Origin of the sequence: Pseudomonas sp. TWP3-2, from assembly GCF_049897765.1 — a bacterium.
Lineage (GTDB): Bacteria > Pseudomonadota > Gammaproteobacteria > Pseudomonadales > Pseudomonadaceae > Aquipseudomonas.
This window is the reverse complement of sequence record NZ_JAFCWW010000001.1, coordinates 607,503-626,702: the sequence shown is the minus strand read 5'-3', so window position 1 is coordinate 626,702 and position 19,200 is coordinate 607,503. Positions and strand designations below refer to the sequence as shown.

At 59.4% G+C, this 19,200-nt stretch carries 11 protein-coding genes; 4 read left to right on the top strand and 7 right to left on the bottom strand.

What is annotated here, in order from left to right:
• Positions 1 to 25 precede the first annotated feature (25 nt).
• From purD to ACP7EE_RS02745, 3 genes are all read left to right on the top strand, one after another.
• Positions 26 to 1,321: a phosphoribosylamine--glycine ligase gene (gene purD, locus ACP7EE_RS02755; protein WP_426233316.1), complete on the top strand. Its 1,296-nt coding sequence runs from the start codon at positions 26 to 28 to the stop codon at positions 1,319 to 1,321.
• 99 nt (positions 1,322 to 1,420) lie between these two features.
• Positions 1,421 to 4,198: a response regulator gene (locus tag ACP7EE_RS02750; protein WP_426233314.1), complete on the top strand. Its 2,778-nt coding sequence runs from the start codon at positions 1,421 to 1,423 to the stop codon at positions 4,196 to 4,198.
• 63 nt (positions 4,199 to 4,261) lie between these two features.
• Complete coding sequence (locus ACP7EE_RS02745; RefSeq protein WP_420647088.1) at positions 4,262 to 4,858, top strand: MarC family protein; 597 nt, start codon at positions 4,262 to 4,264, stop codon at positions 4,856 to 4,858.
• A 61-nt stretch (positions 4,859 to 4,919) separates the two neighbouring features.
• On the opposite strand, the gene ACP7EE_RS02740 is transcribed toward ACP7EE_RS02745, so the two are convergent.
• The 3 genes from ACP7EE_RS02740 to ACP7EE_RS02730 form a co-directional block, all read right to left on the bottom strand.
• A complete protein-coding gene (locus ACP7EE_RS02740; protein WP_426233312.1) occupies positions 4,920 to 12,044 on the bottom strand; it encodes a TcdA/TcdB pore-forming domain-containing protein in 7,125 nt (2,374 codons plus the stop codon).
• 176 nt (positions 12,045 to 12,220) lie between these two features.
• Positions 12,221 to 12,877: a hypothetical protein gene (locus ACP7EE_RS02735; protein ID WP_426233310.1), complete on the bottom strand. Its 657-nt coding sequence runs from the start codon at positions 12,875 to 12,877 to the stop codon at positions 12,221 to 12,223.
• Positions 12,878 to 12,928: 51 nt separating this feature from the next.
• Positions 12,929 to 13,741, bottom strand: a complete 813-nt coding sequence (locus ACP7EE_RS02730) for a hypothetical protein (RefSeq protein WP_426233308.1) — start codon at positions 13,739 to 13,741, stop codon at positions 12,929 to 12,931.
• A 214-nt stretch (positions 13,742 to 13,955) separates the two neighbouring features.
• Here ACP7EE_RS02730 and ACP7EE_RS02725 point away from each other — a divergent pair, with 214 nt between their 5' ends.
• Positions 13,956 to 14,606 (top strand): hypothetical protein, encoded by a 651-nt coding sequence (locus tag ACP7EE_RS02725; RefSeq protein WP_426233306.1) that lies wholly within the window; start codon positions 13,956 to 13,958, stop codon positions 14,604 to 14,606.
• A 137-nt stretch (positions 14,607 to 14,743) separates the two neighbouring features.
• Here the strand turns inward: ACP7EE_RS02725 and cobJ are convergent, their stop codons facing one another.
• The 4 genes from cobJ to cobG are packed head-to-tail and all read right to left on the bottom strand — an operon-like array spanning position 14,744 to position 19,185.
• Complete coding sequence (gene cobJ, locus ACP7EE_RS02720; RefSeq protein ID WP_426233304.1) at positions 14,744 to 16,447, bottom strand: precorrin-3B C(17)-methyltransferase; 1,704 nt, start codon at positions 16,445 to 16,447, stop codon at positions 14,744 to 14,746.
• A complete protein-coding gene (locus ACP7EE_RS02715; protein ID WP_420647085.1) occupies positions 16,447 to 17,181 on the bottom strand; it encodes a precorrin-2 C(20)-methyltransferase in 735 nt (244 codons plus the stop codon). The genes cobJ and ACP7EE_RS02715 overlap by 1 nt, the downstream gene beginning before the upstream one ends.
• Positions 17,178 to 17,804 carry a precorrin-8X methylmutase gene (locus ACP7EE_RS02710; protein WP_426206077.1) on the bottom strand — a complete coding sequence of 209 codons (627 nt, stop codon included), beginning with the start codon at positions 17,802 to 17,804 and terminating at the stop codon, positions 17,178 to 17,180. The genes ACP7EE_RS02715 and ACP7EE_RS02710 overlap by 4 nt, the downstream gene beginning before the upstream one ends.
• Positions 17,797 to 19,185, bottom strand: coding sequence for a precorrin-3B synthase (cobG, locus tag ACP7EE_RS02705; RefSeq protein WP_426233301.1), 1,389 nt, complete (start codon positions 19,183 to 19,185; stop codon positions 17,797 to 17,799). The genes ACP7EE_RS02710 and cobG overlap by 8 nt, the downstream gene beginning before the upstream one ends.
• Positions 19,186 to 19,200: the final 15 nt, after the last annotated feature.

The following is a 19,200-nucleotide window of genomic DNA, read 5'->3' as shown; positions in this document are numbered from 1 at the left end:
ATTAGCGTCATCCGAGGTTTTTGAAATGAATGTTTTGATCATTGGCAGCGGTGGCCGTGAACACGCTCTGGCCTGGAAAGTGGCTCAGGATCCGCGCGTGCAGAAGGTTTTCGTTGCTCCGGGCAACGCCGGCACCGCGATTGAAGCCAAGTGCGAAAACGTCGCCATCGACGTGCTGGCCCTTGAGCAGCTCGCCGATTTCGCCGAGAAAAACGTTTCGCTGACCATCGTCGGTCCAGAAGTGCCGCTGGTGGCTGGCGTGGTCGATCTGTTCCGCGCCCGTGGCCTCGATTGCTTCGGCCCGACCGCCGGTGCTGCGCAACTGGAAGGCTCGAAAGCCTTCACCAAGGATTTCCTCGCGCGTCACAAGATCCCGACTGCCGATTACCAGAACTTCACCGAGATCGAGCCGGCCCTGGCTTATCTGCGTGAAAAAGGCGCACCGATCGTGATCAAGGCTGACGGCCTCGCTGCTGGTAAAGGCGTGATCGTCGCCATGACCCTGCAAGAAGCCGAAGACGCCGTGCGCGACATGCTCGCCGGCAACGCTTTCGGTGAAGCCGGTTCGCGTGTGGTCATCGAAGAATTCCTCGATGGCGAAGAAGCCAGCTTCATCGTCATGGTCGACGGCAAGAACGTTCTGCCGATGGCTACCAGCCAGGATCACAAACGCGTCGGCGACGGCGACAGCGGCCCGAACACCGGCGGCATGGGTGCCTACTCCCCTGCCCCGGTTGTGACTGCCGAAGTGCACAAGCGCGTGATGGATCTGGTGATCTGGCCGACCGTGCGCGGCATGGCCGAGGAAGGCAACGTCTACACAGGTTTCCTGTATGCCGGTCTAATGATCGACAAGGCCGGCAATCCGAAAGTCATCGAGTTCAACTGCCGCTTCGGCGATCCTGAGACCCAACCGGTCATGCTGCGTTTGCAGTCGAGCCTGGTGTTGCTGGTCGAAGCCGCACTGGCGCAGGCGCTGGACAAGGTCGAAGCACAGTGGGATCCGCGTCCGAGCATCGGCATCGTACTCGCCGCTGGCGGTTACCCGGGCGACTACGCCAAGGGCACGCCGATCAACGGTCTGGACGCGGCAGCAGCGCTGGAAGGCAAAGTTTTCCACGCCGGTACTGCGTTGAAAGACGGCCAGGTGGTGACTGCCGGTGGCCGCGTACTGTGCGCCACCGCGATGGGCGCCAGCGTCGGTGCTGCGCAAGAGCAGGCCTACAAACTGGCCAAGGCGATCGACTGGGAAGGCTGCTTCTACCGTAACGACATTGGCTACCGCGCCATTGCCCGTGAGCGCGGCGAAACCCAGCAATAAGCTACGCTGTGTATCCGGTAAGGGCTCAAGGCTCTTGCCGGACTGTTGCGACGCGGCGCATCGTTATAATCTGGCATCAACCTACGAAGGGATTTCGCCGTGCGCTGGCTCAGGATTGCCATAGGCTTCACCGTCACTTTGCTGACAACGCTCTGCATGCTCCCGGCCCTGGCCGCGCAAGGCAGTGGCTGGTCGGTATTGCTCGACGATCAGGGCAACCTGCAACTGAGTGACATCCGCTCCACCCGCTACACCAATCAATTCAGCCCCATCGACCTTGAGCGCCTCACCGCGGCCGAGCCCGATGGCGCATTGTGGCTGCGTTTCAAACTGGCGCCCGGCAAGCATGAGCAAGTGCTGCGAATCTTCGCCCCAGACCTGTCACACCTCAATCTCTACGTGCTCGACGGCGACAAGTTGATCGAGCAGCGCGAAACCGGCACCACCCAACCGCAGGCCGAGCGGCCACTGCCGAGCAGCGACTTCATGCTGCCGCTGCCGCAAACCGACAAGACCCTCGACGTTTACCTGCGACTGGTCTCCGATCACCAATTGCGCCCGTACATCACTTTGCAATCGGCGGTGATGAGCGCCGCCAGCCAGAATCAGACGCTGATCTACGGCCTGTTGTTCGGCTGCCTGATCATGCTGATCCTGCACAACCTGATCCGCTACGCGTACACCCGTTCGCGCAGCAGCCTGTGGCTGGCAGTGTGTGAATGCCTGCTGGGGCTGAGCCTGCTTCTGCTGCTCAATCTGGCCGGCCCGTGGTTGCCGAACTGGCACGCAATCCAGACGCCCGGCGCCTATCTGGCGCTGCTGCTGACCGCCCCGGCAGGCCTGATGTTTGCCCTGCGTTTTTTCGCCCCGCTCGGCGCGCATCCGCTGAACAAGCTGTTGCTCGGCGACATTCTGTTCATCGTGATCTGCAGCTTGCTGCTGTTGTTCGTCAACACGCTGCCGCTGAACATCATCACCTACGCCTTGGTAGCACTGGCCGGTCTGAGCATGTTGCTGGTCGGCTTCTATCACTGGCAGAAAGGCTATCGCCCGGCGCGGCTGTTCGTGGCGGCGATGGTGGTGTTCAACATTGGCACGCTGATCATTCTTCCAGCCTTGCTCGGGCTGACACTGGTCGCGCCGCAAGGCCTGATCATGGTGCTGATGGGCTTCATCTGCATCAGCGGCCTGCTGATGAGCATCGCCCTGGGCGAGCGCCAGCGCAGCATCACCGAGACAGATTTCAGCATCAGCCGTGATCTCGCCGCGAGTAACGCCGAGATCAACGCCAAAGCCGAATTCCTCGCCAAGATCAGCCACGAGATCCGCACCCCGATGAACGGCGTGCTGGGCATGACCGAACTGCTGCTGGGCACGCCGCTGTCGGTCAAGCAACGTGACTACGTGCAAACCATTCACAGCGCCGGCAACGAGCTGCTGACCTTGATCAACGAGATCCTCGACATCTCGCGGCTCGAATCCGGGCAGATCGAGCTGGACGATGTGCAGTTCGACCTCAACGCGCTGATCGACGATTGCCTGAGCATCTACCGGGCCAAGGCCGAACAGCAGAACGTCGAGTTGATCAGCTTCATCCAGCCGCAAGTGCCGCGAGTGATCAGCGGCGATCCAACGCGACTGCGCCAGACCCTGCTCAGTCTGCTGGAAAACGCCCTGAAGAAAACCGACGAAGGCGAGGTGCTGGTAGTGGTTGCCCTCGACGAACGCAGCACCCAGCCGCGCCTGCGCATCGCAGTGCAGGACAGCGGCGAGCCGATGCCGCAGGAAGAACGCGACGCGTTGATGCACGCCGAACTGCATAGCAAACACTTCCTGTCGGCCAATCGCCTGGGCGGCAATCTCGGGCTGGTCATCGCGCGGCAGTTGATTCGTCTGATGCAGGGCGAATTCGGTATCAAGAGCGGTGCGACTCAGGGCAGCACCTTGTGGCTGACCTTGCCGCTGGATCCGGATCGCCTGGAACACCCGACGTCTGATCTGGACAGTCCGCTGCAAGGTGCGCGGGTGTTGGTGGTTGATGACAACGACACCTGCCGCAAAGTCCTGGTGCAGCAATGCAGCGCCTGGGGGCTGAACGTCAGCGCCGTGCCATCGGGCAAGGAAGCGCTGGCGCTGCTGCGCACCAAGGCGCATCTGCGCGACTACTTCGATGTGGTGTTGCTCGATCAGAACATGCCCGGCATGACCGGCATGCAACTGGCGGCCAAGATCAAGGAAGACCCGAGCCTGAACCACGACATTCTGCTGATCATGCTCACCGGCATCAGCAACGCGCCGAGCAAGATCATCGCGCGCAATTCGGGGATCAAACGCATCCTCGCCAAACCGGTGGCCGGCTACACGCTGAAAACCACGCTGGCCGACGAACTCAATCAGCGCAATCGCGGCCAGGTAGTATTCCAGCCGCAAGTCGTCGGCCCGGCAACCGCAGTCAAAGTGCCGAGCGACTTCCGCATTCTGGTGGCCGAGGACAACACGATTTCCACCAAAGTGATTCGCGGCATGCTCGGCAAGCTCAACCTGCAGCCGGACACCGCGAGCAATGGCGAAGAAGCCTTGCAGGCGATGAAAGCCCAACGTTATGACCTGGTGCTGATGGATTGCGAGATGCCGGTGCTTGACGGTTTCTCCGCCACTCAGCAGTTGCGCGCGTGGGAAGTCAGCAACCAGCGCATTCGCACGCCGATTGTCGCGTTGACTGCGCACATTCTCGCCGAGCACAAGGAGCGCGCGCGCCAGGCCGGGATGGACGGGCACATGGCCAAACCGGTGGAGCTGTCGCAACTGCGCGAGCTGATCGAACACTGGGTGGCCCAGCGCGATCAGCAAAACCGTGCGACGACCCTGCCGTCGTGAGCCGACAGACCCGATAGCGCCTGATAGACTCCCCCCGACTTCTCCCGCCAGCGAGCCCGCGCCATGCTCCATGTGTTGTTCAGCGTTTACCTGAAGATGCTGGTGCTCTACAGCCCGTTCTTCGTGTTGTCCTGCTTTATCAGCCTGACCCGAGGTTATTCGCGCAAGGAACAGCGGCGTCTGGCCTGGAAAGTGGCTACCGCCACATTGGTCTCGAGCGTATTGCTGTATCTGTTCGGGCGAGTGATTTTCGACGTGTTCGGCATCACGGTGGATGCGTTCCGCATCGGCGCCGGCAGCGTATTGTTCATTTCGGCGCTGGGCATGGCCCAAGGCAAGTCGGTAGTGCAGACCGATAACGTGCAGCAGGACGTGACCATCGTGCCCCTGACCATTCCGCTGACGGTCGGCCCTGGCACCATCGGTGCGTTGCTGGTGATGGGCATCAGTCAGCCCCACTGGGATGACAAACTCACGGCGATCATGAGCATTGCGCTGGCCAGTTTCACGGTCGGGGTGGTGTTGTATCTGTCGAACCGCATCGAGCGGATTCTCGGCGATCAGGGTTTGCAGATTGTCAGCCGCTTGATGGGGCTGTTCGTGTGCGCGCTGGCAGCGCAGATCATCTTTACCGGGGTCAAGGGTTACCTCGTGCCCTGAACCCGCACACTAAAAGACCGCCGACCTTGCAGTCGGCGGTCTTTTGCTGCGCCGAGTGTCCTCAGCCAGACGCGTCTGCGGTATTGCGTGCCTTCAATTCATCCAGCAGCGCTTTCAGCGTCACACTGTTCGTGCCCTTGCGCGCTTTCATCCCGCGCGCCAGAGCCGACACCAGAACAGGCCGCAGCCCCTGCACTTCGAGCATCGCATCGCCACGCAACTGAGTGTCGAGCGCATAGGCATTGCGAAAAAGCACACAGTGCTCGGCGTCAGGATCGACCACCACCAAGTGTTCCTCGACCATGCCCACTTCCAGCTTTTGCGGTACATCTGGTGACCAGATCAGCCTGCTCATTACCACGGGCTTGCCAGCCAGCGGATGCCGGCAATCGACAACCACAGCATCCAGCCTGCGCGACAACGCCTGAGTCAAATGGCACTTCATGAAGCCGCCCCCCATGCGCACCACCAATGTGCGTACATCATCAGGTATCAGTGGTCGCAGATCGTGCGCATCCACCCGTCCTTCAATTACCAGCACCTCGGCGTTGCGCTCGACGTAATCCAGCGGACCGATCTGACGCTTGCTCGGATAACCCTGGACCAGAAGCTCCTGCGGTTCATGCAACAACACATCGGTGTGGCGCCGGGTACCCAGCAGCTCGAAGTCCGCAGGCAAGTCGGCGCTCGCGACCCGGATCAGCCGCGCACTGTCGACGATATACCAGCGCACGCTGGCGTCCTGTGCGGCGACGGAAATGAACGGTCGATGGGACTGCATCTCCAGCAGCGCCTGCAGATCGTGGGTCAGTTGCTCACTGTGCGCCGCCACCCAATCGCGCCCCACACCGGCAATGGTCGGTGGCTCGCCGAATTGCAACTCCAGCACCACGTCATCAAGGGTCGTCCCCAACAGGCCGGCACCGTCAATCCGCACATCGGCAAAGTGCCATGGCGCCCACTGTCGCTCAGGTTTGGGCAGCACATCCGCCTGCAATAGCTGTGTACCGGTGCCGAACGCTTGATCGAGTTGCTGCGAATCGATAAACGCCTGGCGCCAGATTTCTCCGCTCGAGGCCTCGAACAGCCACGCCGACTGGTTATCCGGCGTTACGCCGAGCAGGCGCACATCCGCCTGTTGTGCCGCGCATAACAGCAAACGATTGTCGACGTACCAGCCGTGCAAGCGTGCATCATTGGCGGCATTGGCCACGCCGACAATGGCGAACGGTTCAACGCCATGTTTGTTGGCCACTGCCTCCAGTTCGAGCCACCACTTGGTACGTCCCTTGAGCCACTGTTCTCCCAGCCCGGCGAAACGCACTTCACCGTCGGCGCCGATTGCAAATGACAGTCCGTCCCTGGTATTTGCCAGATAACCATCGTCCTGTACTGCAATCTGTGTCAGTCCGTCGGGCTGCACCCAACGCTGCGACCATTGACCTGTTCCCTCAACCACCGTGTGCTGCACCCGACACAGGCGCTGCAATTTACGATCGTAGATAACGAATACATCGTTATCATGGGCCACCGTCAGCAACATCAGATCGTTGAGGTTCTGGATCGAATCCGCCCAGCCACGGGCACGATGAAGTACCGGCACCGGGCGAATGATCAGATCGTCACGGGTGCGGATCCAGGCCATGTCCCGAGCGTTATCTTCAATCTTCCAGCAGACCGAAACGTATGCCGCCAGCTGCCAGTCGACCGTGGCGTATTTTTTCTCATGCGGCGCCTTGAACACGGTGTGTTCACCCAGCACCGGGGCCCAGTCTGCCAGCGGTGCAGTGTCATCAAGCAGCGCGTCGAATGTCGGCTCAGCGCCACGGGTGATCGAACTGAGCCACAACACGCCATCGTGAATCAGGTAATTGATTCGCTCCACAGAGCCATCGACATGGGCATACTCCTGCATCACATGGACCACGCCGTGGCTGTCCGCTTCGACACTGCGAATGGTGCTTTCGCTCTCCTGTCTGACTAGCAATCGATAGCGATGGCTGAGTAACCCGGTGTTCGCATCGACCTGCCAGATGTCATAACTGCTCGGGTCATGGAAAAACGCCGACTCGCCGACCACCACCGACAACAGAATGTCCTCACCCGACACTTCGTCATCGCGCACGTACAGGATTCGGTCCTCGACCGCGTCATACCACCCGGTGATATATCGCGGCGCGTCGGGTTTCTCGAACGGAATCAGGTAATCATGGATGGGCGTATAGCGCAGGGTAAGCCGATGGGCGCGGGCCAGCGCTTGCAGGTGATCCTGCAATACCTGCGCGTCCACGCCTTTGGGCGGCTCATCCTGCAACAGGTTCAGCACGCCGCCGGCAATCCTGAACAGCTTGCCGTTTTCCACCAGCACAAACAGCTCGGGCGCGACGGTCCCGGTGACCTCGAACTGGCAATCCTTGACCCGGAATTGCCCATTCTTGCCGGACACGATGTCACTTTCGCGCGCCCACGGCGCGACGATGATCCAGCGATCCTTTTGCGCAGCGCTGGCTTCCAGCGCCACGTTGACACCGGGATTGAGCACCAGCGTGCAAGTGCCTGCGCCGCCCTGTAACCGATAGGAAATCTTGCCATGCCAAGGCGCCGGTATCACCGGCACGACCAGTTTTCGCTCAAGAGCATCGAGCTTGACGCTGATCTCGACCGGTCGGTAATCGGGGTAGATCTGATAGACGATGTAGTGACTTGGAAAGGAATAGAACGAGAACAGAAACAGCCACTGGCCATCCGGCTTTTTCTTCTCCAGGCGGCGGGCGATGTCGAAACCCTGATCGTGACGCTGCGAAGCGAACGGCAAAGTCTGGTACACGTAGCGGTAACAGTTCAAAGGGGTGCAAGGCAAGACGATCGGCTGTCCGGCGGGCGGTGCGAAATTCATCTCGTCGGGGTAGCCCAATTCAGCACTGAGATTGATCGCGCGGGAGTAATCGCCCTCAAATTCCGGCACGCCGAAATGATTGCGCAGCGGGTACAGTCGGGTGCTGTCGAGTTGCAATTTGCCGGCGCGCAAATCAAGTTGCCTGATGATCAGCGATGGTCGCGGCAGCCAGGCGCCCTGTGTGCCGTTGTAGGAATAGCCGTCGGCGTGATGCGCCTGTTCCAGCTCGGCGAAAAACAGACCGACCGCTTTCGCTTCCTCAGCGATCATCGCGTAGTTCTGCGCCAGTGCGGCCACGCCGACGGCCAGCCCACCGAGGATCACCCCGGCACCGCCGAGCACCGCAGCCGCTGTACCCGCACCCAGTAATGCCGCGCCCAGGCCAGCGCCGGTCAGGACCAGACTCGCCGCGTCAAAACCCAGCTGGGTGCCGTAGGTCGCAGTCTCGACATCATTCTGCGCATTCACCAACTGATAGATATCAAAGCCGACATTGGCCAGCCCGAGTACCGCGCCGAGACCTTCATTGGCCACATGCCCCGCAGCGCCGACGGCTTTGCCAGCCAAGGGACCCAGTGCCTCACCGACCACCTGCGCACTGGTGCGGGCGATGATTTTTTCATCACGCAACGCCGTTTGCACCAGCCCGATCAGCCCCGCCACATCCACCACATTGCCATGCACCAATTGCGCGTAATTGACGTAGGCATGCCACTGCACGGCGGTGGTCAACGTGCGGTCAGCGCCTTCACGGGTGCGCAAGGCATTCATCAGTGCCTGAACGGCGAATCCGGCATTCAGGGTGTGAATCGCAGCAGCTTCGGTCGGGTCTACCGGTGCGTTAGTGCGCGCAGGTTTTTGCGCCAGCGTCGAGAACAGCTCGGACAAATAGCCCTTGATGCGCAGGAGGCGACCGTCGCGGCTGATGACCGTAGCAACATGCTCGCCGCTTTTCGGGTCGACCATGCTCACGCGATAACTGCCCTCTGGGGTCACCTCCAGCGAATCGAACAGTGGCACCAGCGGCGTCACCGATTCATGCCCCTCTTGCAAGCGCGACGTCACGTCGGCGATCTGCTCGGCCCACCAGTGGTTATCGAGTTTCAACAGAGAGTTGCCCAGGCGCGGGTTTGCAATCAACGATCGTCCGTGAGCACTGTTGACCCGCTGACGCACAGAGCGCGCCGGCATACCCGGCAATGTGCCCTCTTCAAGCAGATGCGCTACCTTGACCTCGGGCGACAGTTCCAGCTCGGCAACCTGTTCTGCGTGCACATCAATCAGATCGAACTGCGGCAGGCCAGGCTGACCGAAAACGGCATAGTGTTCCGCCAGGCCCGGCACCTTGAAAAATTGCGTGACGGTGGCCTTGAAAGTGTCTGCCGAGTTGAACTCGAACAGACCGAAATTGGGATCATAAAAGTGATAAGTGGCCGCCGTGCCTTGCACTGTTTTGGCCACCAGCATCGAGTGATTGTCCGAGTTGAGCATCAACGTCCGGGTGCCAGCAGACTCCTCGACAGTCGCGACCACCTTGTCCAGATCGACCCGCCCCAGCACCGAGCCGACCTCGCTGATTTGCACACTTCGCAATTCCTCCAGAGCAGTCAGGAAGGTGACCGAATCGGAGGCCGCCGGCTCGTCGACCGCAAGGTAAAAACGCCCAAACAATTCTCGCGTTGACATCTCACCCCGTGCGAGCGCGGCACTCATCGCCAACGCAAGCGGGAAGCAGCGGCCGGCCGGTGTGCCATCCTTTTGGGCAAGCAGCATATCTTGCGGCACCATCCTGCCAGTCTTCGCGATAGCCTGATCGAGCACCTGCTCCAAGCGCTCCTTGACCTGTTCGCGATACTCCCGAGTTGCGACTTCACGGATTTTCGCCACTTGGCGTCCCCATTCGAACAGGGTCACGGCCGAAGACAGCGCCGTTTTTTTCAGGCTCAGCGAACTCGGCGAACGCGTCGGGTGTTGCTCGAGCGGACTGTCCAGCCCGGCCTTGAACGATGGCGTCATCCGTGCGGCGAGCTGCTTTTCAATCACGGCATAGCGTTCCGCCGTGCCGCGCTCGCGGACGCTGTTGATGAGGTTGTCCTGCGCAACGCTCAGCGCCGCAAAACTCCGGTCATCCAGCGTTGGCGCCCCGAGTAATCCACCCAGCGTGAGGCGCTGCAAGGGACTCAGTTGCTCGAGGTGAAACTTGTTCTTGCCCAGACGGATCAGCACCTCGTCCAGTGCCAGGCCTTGAGTCTCTTTGGTGCTCAAGGACGCTGGCGGCCGCAGCCGCAAGTCCTGGCCGCGGATGGTTTGTCGATCATCGAAACCCAGCGGCAACCGCTCGGTAAACACCACGGGGCCATCGTGGCTGCTCATCATGGCCTTGGTGAAAGGTTCGCCAAGTTTGTCGGCCATGCGTTGCAGCAGTTCAGTGTTCAAAACATGCCGGCCTTCGATGATCGGCCAGCCGAGTTCGAATTCGACAGTCGAGTGCTTGAGCAGCTCAGTGATATCACCGGTGTAGCGGGTTTTGAATTGCCCGTCGCGCCATTGCTGCTTTTGGGTTTCCACCCACTTGGCGGCATCGGTTTCGTTTTCTTTCCACGAGTGATCCTGCTCCTCCTCCGTGGAGCGATTGACCGTACCCAGTGGCTCGATGCCCAACTCGGCATGCGATGCTTCGGCCGCCCTGGGCGTGAGATTTTCCTGCGCATAATCTTCCATGCCCAGGCGCATCCCACCCGGACCGGTCAGATGGATCGTCCCTTCTCGCGCAGGAAGGATCCCGTCGCTGAAGTATTCGGCAATTGCCATCTCCAGCCGCTGCATCGCCACCGCTCTGGTGCCGGGCAATTCCTCCAAAGGCCCGAGCCGACGCACGATCTCGGCATCCGCCAGCTCAAAGTTGGCCTGGGCGTCATCTGGCGCAATACCTTTAGCCATAGCGGCATTGGCGACTGCGTTGATGACATCAAAATTGAAGCGCAAGCGATCCAGCACCGACTGCACCATCGGTGCGTTGGGATGAGCCATCAGCCAGGCGTTGCTCAGAGACCCCTCTTCGGCCACTGCGCGCAACATATAGGGACGTGCCAGCAGGTCGCTCGGCGCCTGGAAAACCTGATCCAGGGCGGGCGCACTTTTGGCAAACGCTTCAAGCGCTGTGCGGTGTTCCTGAGGAATAAACTGGTCAACGTTCTGGTAACGATCACGTATTGCCTGCCGTCCCGGCATCCAGTGCGGATTGTGATCCAGCAGCAATTGCGTGATGGCCCGTTTGCTCGCGGGTTTGAACTTACTGATATCCACACCGCCCAGCACCTTCAACAATGGTGGGAGATTATCGACGTCAGAGTACATGCCGCCCTCTGGCAGCATTGCCTCCAGCCGCACCACATCGGAACCGCCAGCAAGATTGCCACGCAACCCCATTTCCTGATCGTAAATGTCCTGCAGTTGCATGGGAGTCGCCGCACCGGCCAGATCACGCAGTTCCAAGTCACCACCGCCCACTTCCTGCAAACTCTTCAGGTTGCGCGCTTTGAGTGAATGTAGATCCTTGGCCTGCTGGCCATACGCCCGGCTCAACAACTGCACCCGGGCTTCATCGGCGGATAACCCGCCTGCACGTGCTGCATTGATGTGCGCGAACATCTGCTGTTTCAGAACAATGGCGCGCGCCACATACAGCGCTTCAAGTTGCTCTTGCGTAGCGCTATCGACTCCACCGCTTTGCATGCTGTGCACTTTGGCAGCGTCAACCAGCAGTTTCGTGGTCTGATAAGCCAGCAGCGCATCGCTGTCATACCAAAGGTTGATTTTATAGCCTTGCCCGGCCAGTACTTTTTTCCACAAATTGATGTAATCACGCTGAATATCGCCAAGCCCGCCACCAAGCCAGACGAAGTGCAAAATTTTCGGTACTGGCGTCGCGGCTGTTTTCATCAGCTCGAGGCTGTAATTCAGGCGCGATGCAAATCCGTCGACCCTGTCACTGATTTCCGCAAGATCGGGCGCCGTTTCGGTCTCCGGGCTCGGCGCAGGTACATTCTCCGCATCGCGGCGCTTACGTTGCGCACCAAACTCTGCAAGCGCCTGTTTGAACAGGGCCAGCGGTTGCACCAATCGTGGTGAGTCAAGCAACCCGATACAGGCGAAGTAATAGCGGATTACGGCGTCATATTGCCGGGTGCCTTTATGTGGCAACAACGCCTGTTCAAGGTCACTGAGTTTGAATAGATTAACGAATTTCACATAACCGCCGTCGCCGCCAGACTCTTTTGCACCCTGCATGAATACAATCCTTTTGTATAAAAAATGATTTTTATAAATAAGCCAACAGACCGATGAAAGCCTCGCGACAGAAACAACGAACCTGATGACGAGGCTTGATCGATATATAAAAACAAAGAACAACCAGACAAACATGCTCAACGTAACGGCCAATCAAAGCGCCAGAGAAGTTACTTCTACGCGAGAAGAGCGACACTTGCCTGACGCTGTATATCCAACCATTGCACTATATCCTCGCGAGACTCCGAATAAATATCCGGATTAAAGCGTGCAGCAATGAACTCAACTCTCATACCACTTTCTGCGGGTGCCGCCCCGAACAGATTATTTAGTGAAGCGTGCCCGTTACCTTCAGTGCTTATGAAAGAAACCGATACCATTTCAAGAAAACCATTGACGTCGACGATAAAAAACTGCATCCGCACCGTGTCATGATCCGCCGCGATGTACTCTTGAAATTTCTCCACCAGCGGCGACGACTCCGGTAGTACGAAGAGCATCTTCATAGCGCTTGAAAGTCTGTCGCACTGGTTTACAGACAGTCGCTTTTCCAGAACATCGACCAGCGCCTCTTCGACTGTAAATCCGTCGCGCTCGGCAAGGTATGGCTTACTATCTTGTTGCCGGTGGTCATATATGCTCCAGCCGCAGGCTACCAGGGTTTCCTGGAACACCTTATCCCATCCAGCGTCCCCCATATCTTCAGTGATGTCGTTGCAAGCACACAGTTGTGAAAACAGAATGCTATCCAGAACATCGTGCTTCAAGCCGCTCGCCAGCACCCGCGAGAGCAAAACCAATCCGCCCGCGCAAACATAAGCCGAGTAATCCATAAACCCCTCCCGTGAGTCGCAGGAGGACAGCCTCCTGCGACTCATCATTGATTAAGCCTTACGACGACTGAAACGTTTGCTCAGAACTTCTTTGCGATGCTGTCCGAGATAGTTTTCAATATCATCCTTGTATTCAGCATATTTCGCCGGATTGAATGTAATAAATGCCTTACCGTGAAAAAGTTTTCGCGCAGAGGTTTTCCAGTCAACAAAGAGCACACCGCCATTATTTTCCTTGCCATCTTCACTCAACGTGGTGGCTGCGGCGATCAGAAGCCCGTTGGCTTGTTGCTCGCACGGAATGAAGGACATACGCATGCCTTTAGGCGTTTTCACCTGACGGTTAAACAAATTCAAACTGTCGCCGTCGCTTTTCAGGCCATCAATTGTTGTGCCCACTACCGTGCCGAGGATCGTGGCTGCCGGTGTGCTGGCTACCACGCCATCCAGGATGCCCTTGACGATATCCTTGATGACCAGTTCGGCTTCCACGCGGATGGTTTTTTCAGAGTACTGGGTATAACCGGAATCCGCGATAAAGCAGCCGAGGCTCCTCAGGCAGTCAACAAATTCCGCATACCAGTCCAGCGTATTTGCCGCATCAGGTACTAGATGGTTCGCCTCCATGATCGACATATTCATTATATTTTCAATGATCGCAATATTGTTCAGCGACATATTCCCCCCGTAACCTACCAGTGCGTTGCCCAGCATCACGGCATCCAACTCCTTGGTTGGACCAGTGTCTTGCACCGCCGCAATCCCGCGCGAACGCAGAATGCTACCTGTTTGCAGCAGACGTCGGGCAACACGCGCCTTTACATCTTCCAGTTGAACAACACCGACCGCGTCGACTTCTTTCATGTTTTATTTATCCTTGAGTGATTGAAATTCGCGTCTTGCGAACTGTCGCCAATCTAATATGAATAACAAAACACCAACAACAGGTAACTGGTTGCCATATATTGGCAACACCCAATTACACCTGAAAACATTCCGACTTAATCCAGCGAAGAATGCGATTCAATTATCTCTCAGGGCTTGCAATCATAACCCTTCATTTTCTTGAGGAATAAACATGAATAACCAAGCCCCAACTGGAGAGATTACAGGCTCCAATCTTATTTCGGTCATTGGTTCAATCTCCCTCGAGGACCATGACGAAATGACCAATTGCACCAGGCTGGCAACTACATCGGCAAACTTGATCGCCACTCGTTTCGGCCAACCGAAAGAATGGTTCGATGAGTATATGAAGACGCTGCACTACTTAGGCTGGAGAGCGATCGACGACAGTTACACCATAACTACCCATCATGACGTATCGGGCAGTATCGGCGACTTCCTCGTTGCGAGTTCGGATACTGGGAGAGACCCGCAACAAGCGAATGCGATGATCGACACACTCGACTCTTTGCAGAAGAACACTGCAGCGACGCTGTATCTGGACACCGAAACAGGCCTTGGTAAAAAGTTTCAGGTAATACCCTCGCGCTATGACGCCAGAGGAAACTTACATATCGCTGTCAATTCGCTGGAGCTGATTAGCGAAGTGAGAAAAGGCGGGTTCCTCTTCTGGAATTGGCAACAACAATCCGCAAAGCTTGTGCAAAAACGCGCTTACTTAAAATTAAACAGGCAAGTGTTTGAGACCATGAGAGAACAAATGGAAAGCGAACTTCGCAAGATCACGATGCAACGCTTCGCCTTGAGAAAGTCTCGCTCTTGATGCCATGAAATGGCTGCGCCCCCGCAGGACAGCAGAAAATCGCGCCCCTCGAGACTAACGGTGTTCGGGGAGCGCGACGTAATCATCGAAGGCCTGCTTTGTGCGACTGACTAGAGGCGGAAAGTGTGGCGCTGCAGTTAGCCCACAGGCTTTTCACCATACCAACGCGGCGTATACACCCACTGTCTGCCGTCAGCGCGCGCAAAGGTGCAGGTGGTGGATGAACCGATCAGCACCATGGTGCGCATGTCCACCTGATCCGGGGTCAACTCGCCCAGTGTGATGGTTCGCAACGTCTGGCCCGGCCGGCCGATGTCACGGCCCAACACCACCGGCGTTTCTGGCGTACGGTGCTGCGCGATGATTTCCAGTGCACGGCCCAACTGCCATGGGCGGGCGCGGGAGATCGGGTTGTAGAAGGCCAGCGCCAGATCCGCTTCAGCTGCCAGATCAAGACGTTTTTCGATGATCGACCACGGTTTGAGGTTGTCCGACAGCGACATCACGCAGAAGTCATGACCCAGCGGCGCACCGGCCTGAGCAGCGGTGGCCAGCGATGCGGACACCCCCGGCAGAATCTCCAGATCAACGCTGTGCCAGGCCGGATCGGCTGACTCGTGCAACGCTTCGAGCACCGCAGCGGCCATGGCGAACACGCCCGGATCGCCGGACGAAACCACAATCACCGAACGGCCCTCGGCCGCGAGTCTGAAGGCATGGCGGGCACGCTGCATTTCTTCGCGGTTGTCGGTGCAGTGCTGCACCTGATCGTCGCGGAACGGCCCGGCCATGCGCACGTAGGTTTCATAGCCCAGTACATCGGTAGCGCGGACCAGTTCGGCTTTGACGGCGGGCACCATCAATTCGGCGGCTCCGGGGCCGAGACCGATCACGGCGAGACGACCGCGCGGGCGGCCGATTTGCGCTACGTCCAGCGGCTGGTCACTGACCGCGATGGCGATCTCGTCAGAGCTGGCGATGATTGAAGCTTGCGGCGACACACTGCGCGCCAATTGCGCTACGTCACTCGCCGCAGAGACGAAGCGCAGCGGCACGCCTAGTTCGATGGCTGCTTCACGCAAACTCGACGAGGCCATCGCGGTATCAGCCGCGACCAGACAGGCCAGCGCCGGCAGCGCAAGGTTCGCCTGCTGCAATGCAGAGCGCACAACGCTCGGCAGATCCGCCATATCGCCGCTCACCGCCACCGCAACACTACGTGGGTAGATCAGCAATTCATTGGCGCTCAACGCGCGTGCAGCGCTGCCAACATGAATCGAGCGCTGCGCCTGCGGATTTTCCGGCAGCTGCGCCTGATCCAGCCACGGAGCAGCACCGTCGATGCGCACACTGTGCCCGGCCAGCAGATCGGAAACGAAGCGCTTGCCCTGCTCCAGATCACCGAGGGCGTACCCGCTGGGCGGGTTGAGCAGGCAAGTGCCGAAGCGCAATTCGCCGCTGGTGGTGATCGCCGCAGCCACATCAAATGCCGAGGCAATCGTGCGCGCCATGACATTTACCCCGCCCAGACCACCAAGCAGCGGCACCACGGCGCTGCCATCTTCGGCGACGGCCAGCACGGGCGGCTCGACGCCTTTTTCCAGCAGCACCGGCGCCAACGTACGGATGACAATACCCGCCGCGCACAGCGCAATAATTGGTGTGTCCTGTTGGTACAGATCGCGCAGGGTACCGCCGAAATCCTCGTACGTTCGATCAGCGCCTTCGACCCGACCGCTCAGGCCGTGGATCTGCGCGCCCGGATAAATTTGCTGAAGACGTCGGGCCGTGGCCAGCGCCCCTTGGCCGAGAATGACGATGGCCGGCGTGGAATGAGTCATCAGCCTTGCCACCGTTCGCCCGGGACAATGATCAGCGAGAAGTACGGCGAGGACATGGGCTCGACCTGATCCAGCGCAACGATCTTCTGGTTGGCCATGGTCGCGCGCTCGACGTACAGCGCACGCTCGGCCAGACCGAGTTCTTCGAGCACGGCGCGGACTTTCGGGAAATTGCGCCCGAGCTTCATGATCACTGCCGCATCAGCATCGGCCAGTCGGCGTTTCAGCTCTTCATGCGGCAACACGCCGGAAAGCACCGAAAGGCTCTGATTGCGATACACCAGCGGCGCACCGAGCACCGACGCTCCACCGAGCATCGAGCACACACCCGGCACCACTTCGGCTGGATAGCGATTGGCGAGGCGGTCGTGCAGATACATGTAAGAACCGTAGAAGAACGGGTCGCCTTCGCAGATCACCGCCACATCGCGACCGGCATCCAGATGCGCAGCCAATTGCTCGGCGGCGGCATCGTAGAAGTCGCTGATCACTTGTTCGTAAGACAACGGCGCCGGCAACGTTTCGGTGGTCACCGGGTACACCAGCGGCAGCAGATTCTGTGCGTCTTGCAGGTGCGCTTCGATGATGCCGAACGCGTTGCCCTTCTTGCCCTTGGCCACAAAGTACGCGACCACCGGCGATTCGCGCAGCAGGCGCAGGGCTTTGACGGTGATCAGTTCCGGATCACCGGGGCCGACGCCCAGGCCAATCAAACGTCCTTGGGCTTGCATCATTCGATCTCCGTGGCGAGGGCATTGACGGCGGCGGCGGCCATGGCGCTGCCGCCAAGGCGACCCTGCATGATCACGAACGGCACGCCACGGCTGTCAGCGGCCAGTGCGGCTTTCGACTCGGCGGCGCCAACGAAGCCGACCGGGAAGCCGAGAATCAGTGCCGGTTTCGGCGCGCCGGCGTCGAGCATTTCCAGCAGATAGAACAGCGCAGTCGGCGCGTTGCCGATCACCACCACACTGCCTTCCAGATGCGGACGCCACAGTTCCAGCGCAGCGGCGGAACGGGTGTTGCCCAGTTCGCGCGCAAGCTCCGGTACGCTTTCATCGCGCAGGGTGCAGATCACCTGATTGTTCGCTGACAGGCGCGTACGGGTCACGCCTTCGGAAACCATCCGCGCATCGCACAGAATCGGCGCACCAGCGGCCAGCGCATCGCGCCCGGCCTTGCCCGCGCCTGCGGAAAATTGCAGACCGTCGACGGCCTCGACCATGCCGCAGGCGTGGATCACCCGCACCGCGAGTTTTTCCAGATCGGCCGGGATGCGCGCCAGATTGGCCTCGCTGCGAATGATCGCGAAGGAGTTGCGATAGATCTCCTGACCGTCGCGGATGTAATCAAGCATCAAGTGGGCTCCGTGAGTGGCCGGCGAACAGAGTCGCGGCCGCTTCAATAGTAAGGTTGCGTGCGTGCAGCGCGCCGAATCCCGGCTGTGCTGCATCGCGAAAATAGAGGTCGTAATGACCGTTGCTGATCGCCAGCAAGGTCGCCGGGGCGCGGTGCGCCGCCGCGCAGGAACGCGAGCAGCCGGACAGATGCACGTCACGGGCTTGCGGCAGTAATGTCGCCAGCAGGCGGGCGTCGTGCTTGGTGTCGGCCAGGCCTTTGCCGCAGCCGGCGGAACCTGTGCAGGCGATCAGGCGCGACAGTGGCTCGGTGGCGTTGGTCAGCAGATTGTTTTGCTCAAGGCTGTGCAGGACTTCAGCCGCATCGGCCGCTTTTACATTAGGTAGCAGCAGGCTTTGCCAAGGGGTGAAGCGCAGGCTGCCATCGCCGAATCGGCGGGAGATTTCTGCAGCACCGCGCAGCATCGCCGGGTCGAGGCGCCCCAGCGGCGGCACCGCGCCAACGTAGACCAGCCCTGCCGCAGCCTGTGGACAAGCGCCGATATGCAGAGCGTCCGGTGCAGGCGAACGATGCCAATCGTCGACAGTTAGCAGAGCAACACGTTGGCCGATTTTTTCGAGCAACTGCACTGCGCTGAATTCGCCGAGCAAATGGCGCATCCGCGTCTGCTCCGGTCGCGCCAGCTCGAGAAACAACTCCAGCACCGCGACCACCAGCGCATGGCCGTCTGCAAGTTTGACGGCGGCCAACGGTTGATCCGTCGGGCAACCGGCCAGACCAAACGCCAGCAACGTTTCACCGCTGCGCTCAAAAGCCGACAACCACAGATCATGCGGATGTTCGAGCATCGCCAGCGCTTCAGCACCATCCAGTTGCACGGCGAACTTGGCGCTCAGCTCATGAAAACGTAGATTGCGCTGCAACGTCTCGAGGATTTGCCCAGCCAGCGGACGCGTGTCGAAAACCATCTGCCGATCAATCCCGGCAGCCGGGCTGAGCATCAGATTGCGCACATCATCGCCAGCCACGGTGCGCGGCCCCAGACCCGCGGCCAGCAGGCGATCAATCAGCGCACCGGACTGCGCGCCGATCCCGCGAATCTGCAGATTGGCGCGGTTGGTCGCCTCGATCACCCCGCCAGCGAACTGCTCAGCGGCATCCGCCACCGCATTTGCCTGATCGGCGGTGATCGAGCCACCATCGAGTTTGATCCGACAGATCCCGCCATCCAGCGCCTGGACGATACGCAGCAACCCCGGACAGGCCGAGGGGCGTTTGGCAGTGGACAGCGGGCGTTCGTTCAAGGGACTGGCCGGTTGTGTTGGGGAAGCGCTTCGCGGACGAAGGCGCGGTATTATGCCTGCTTTGTCCGGCGGCATGAAAAGCCTGCCCGT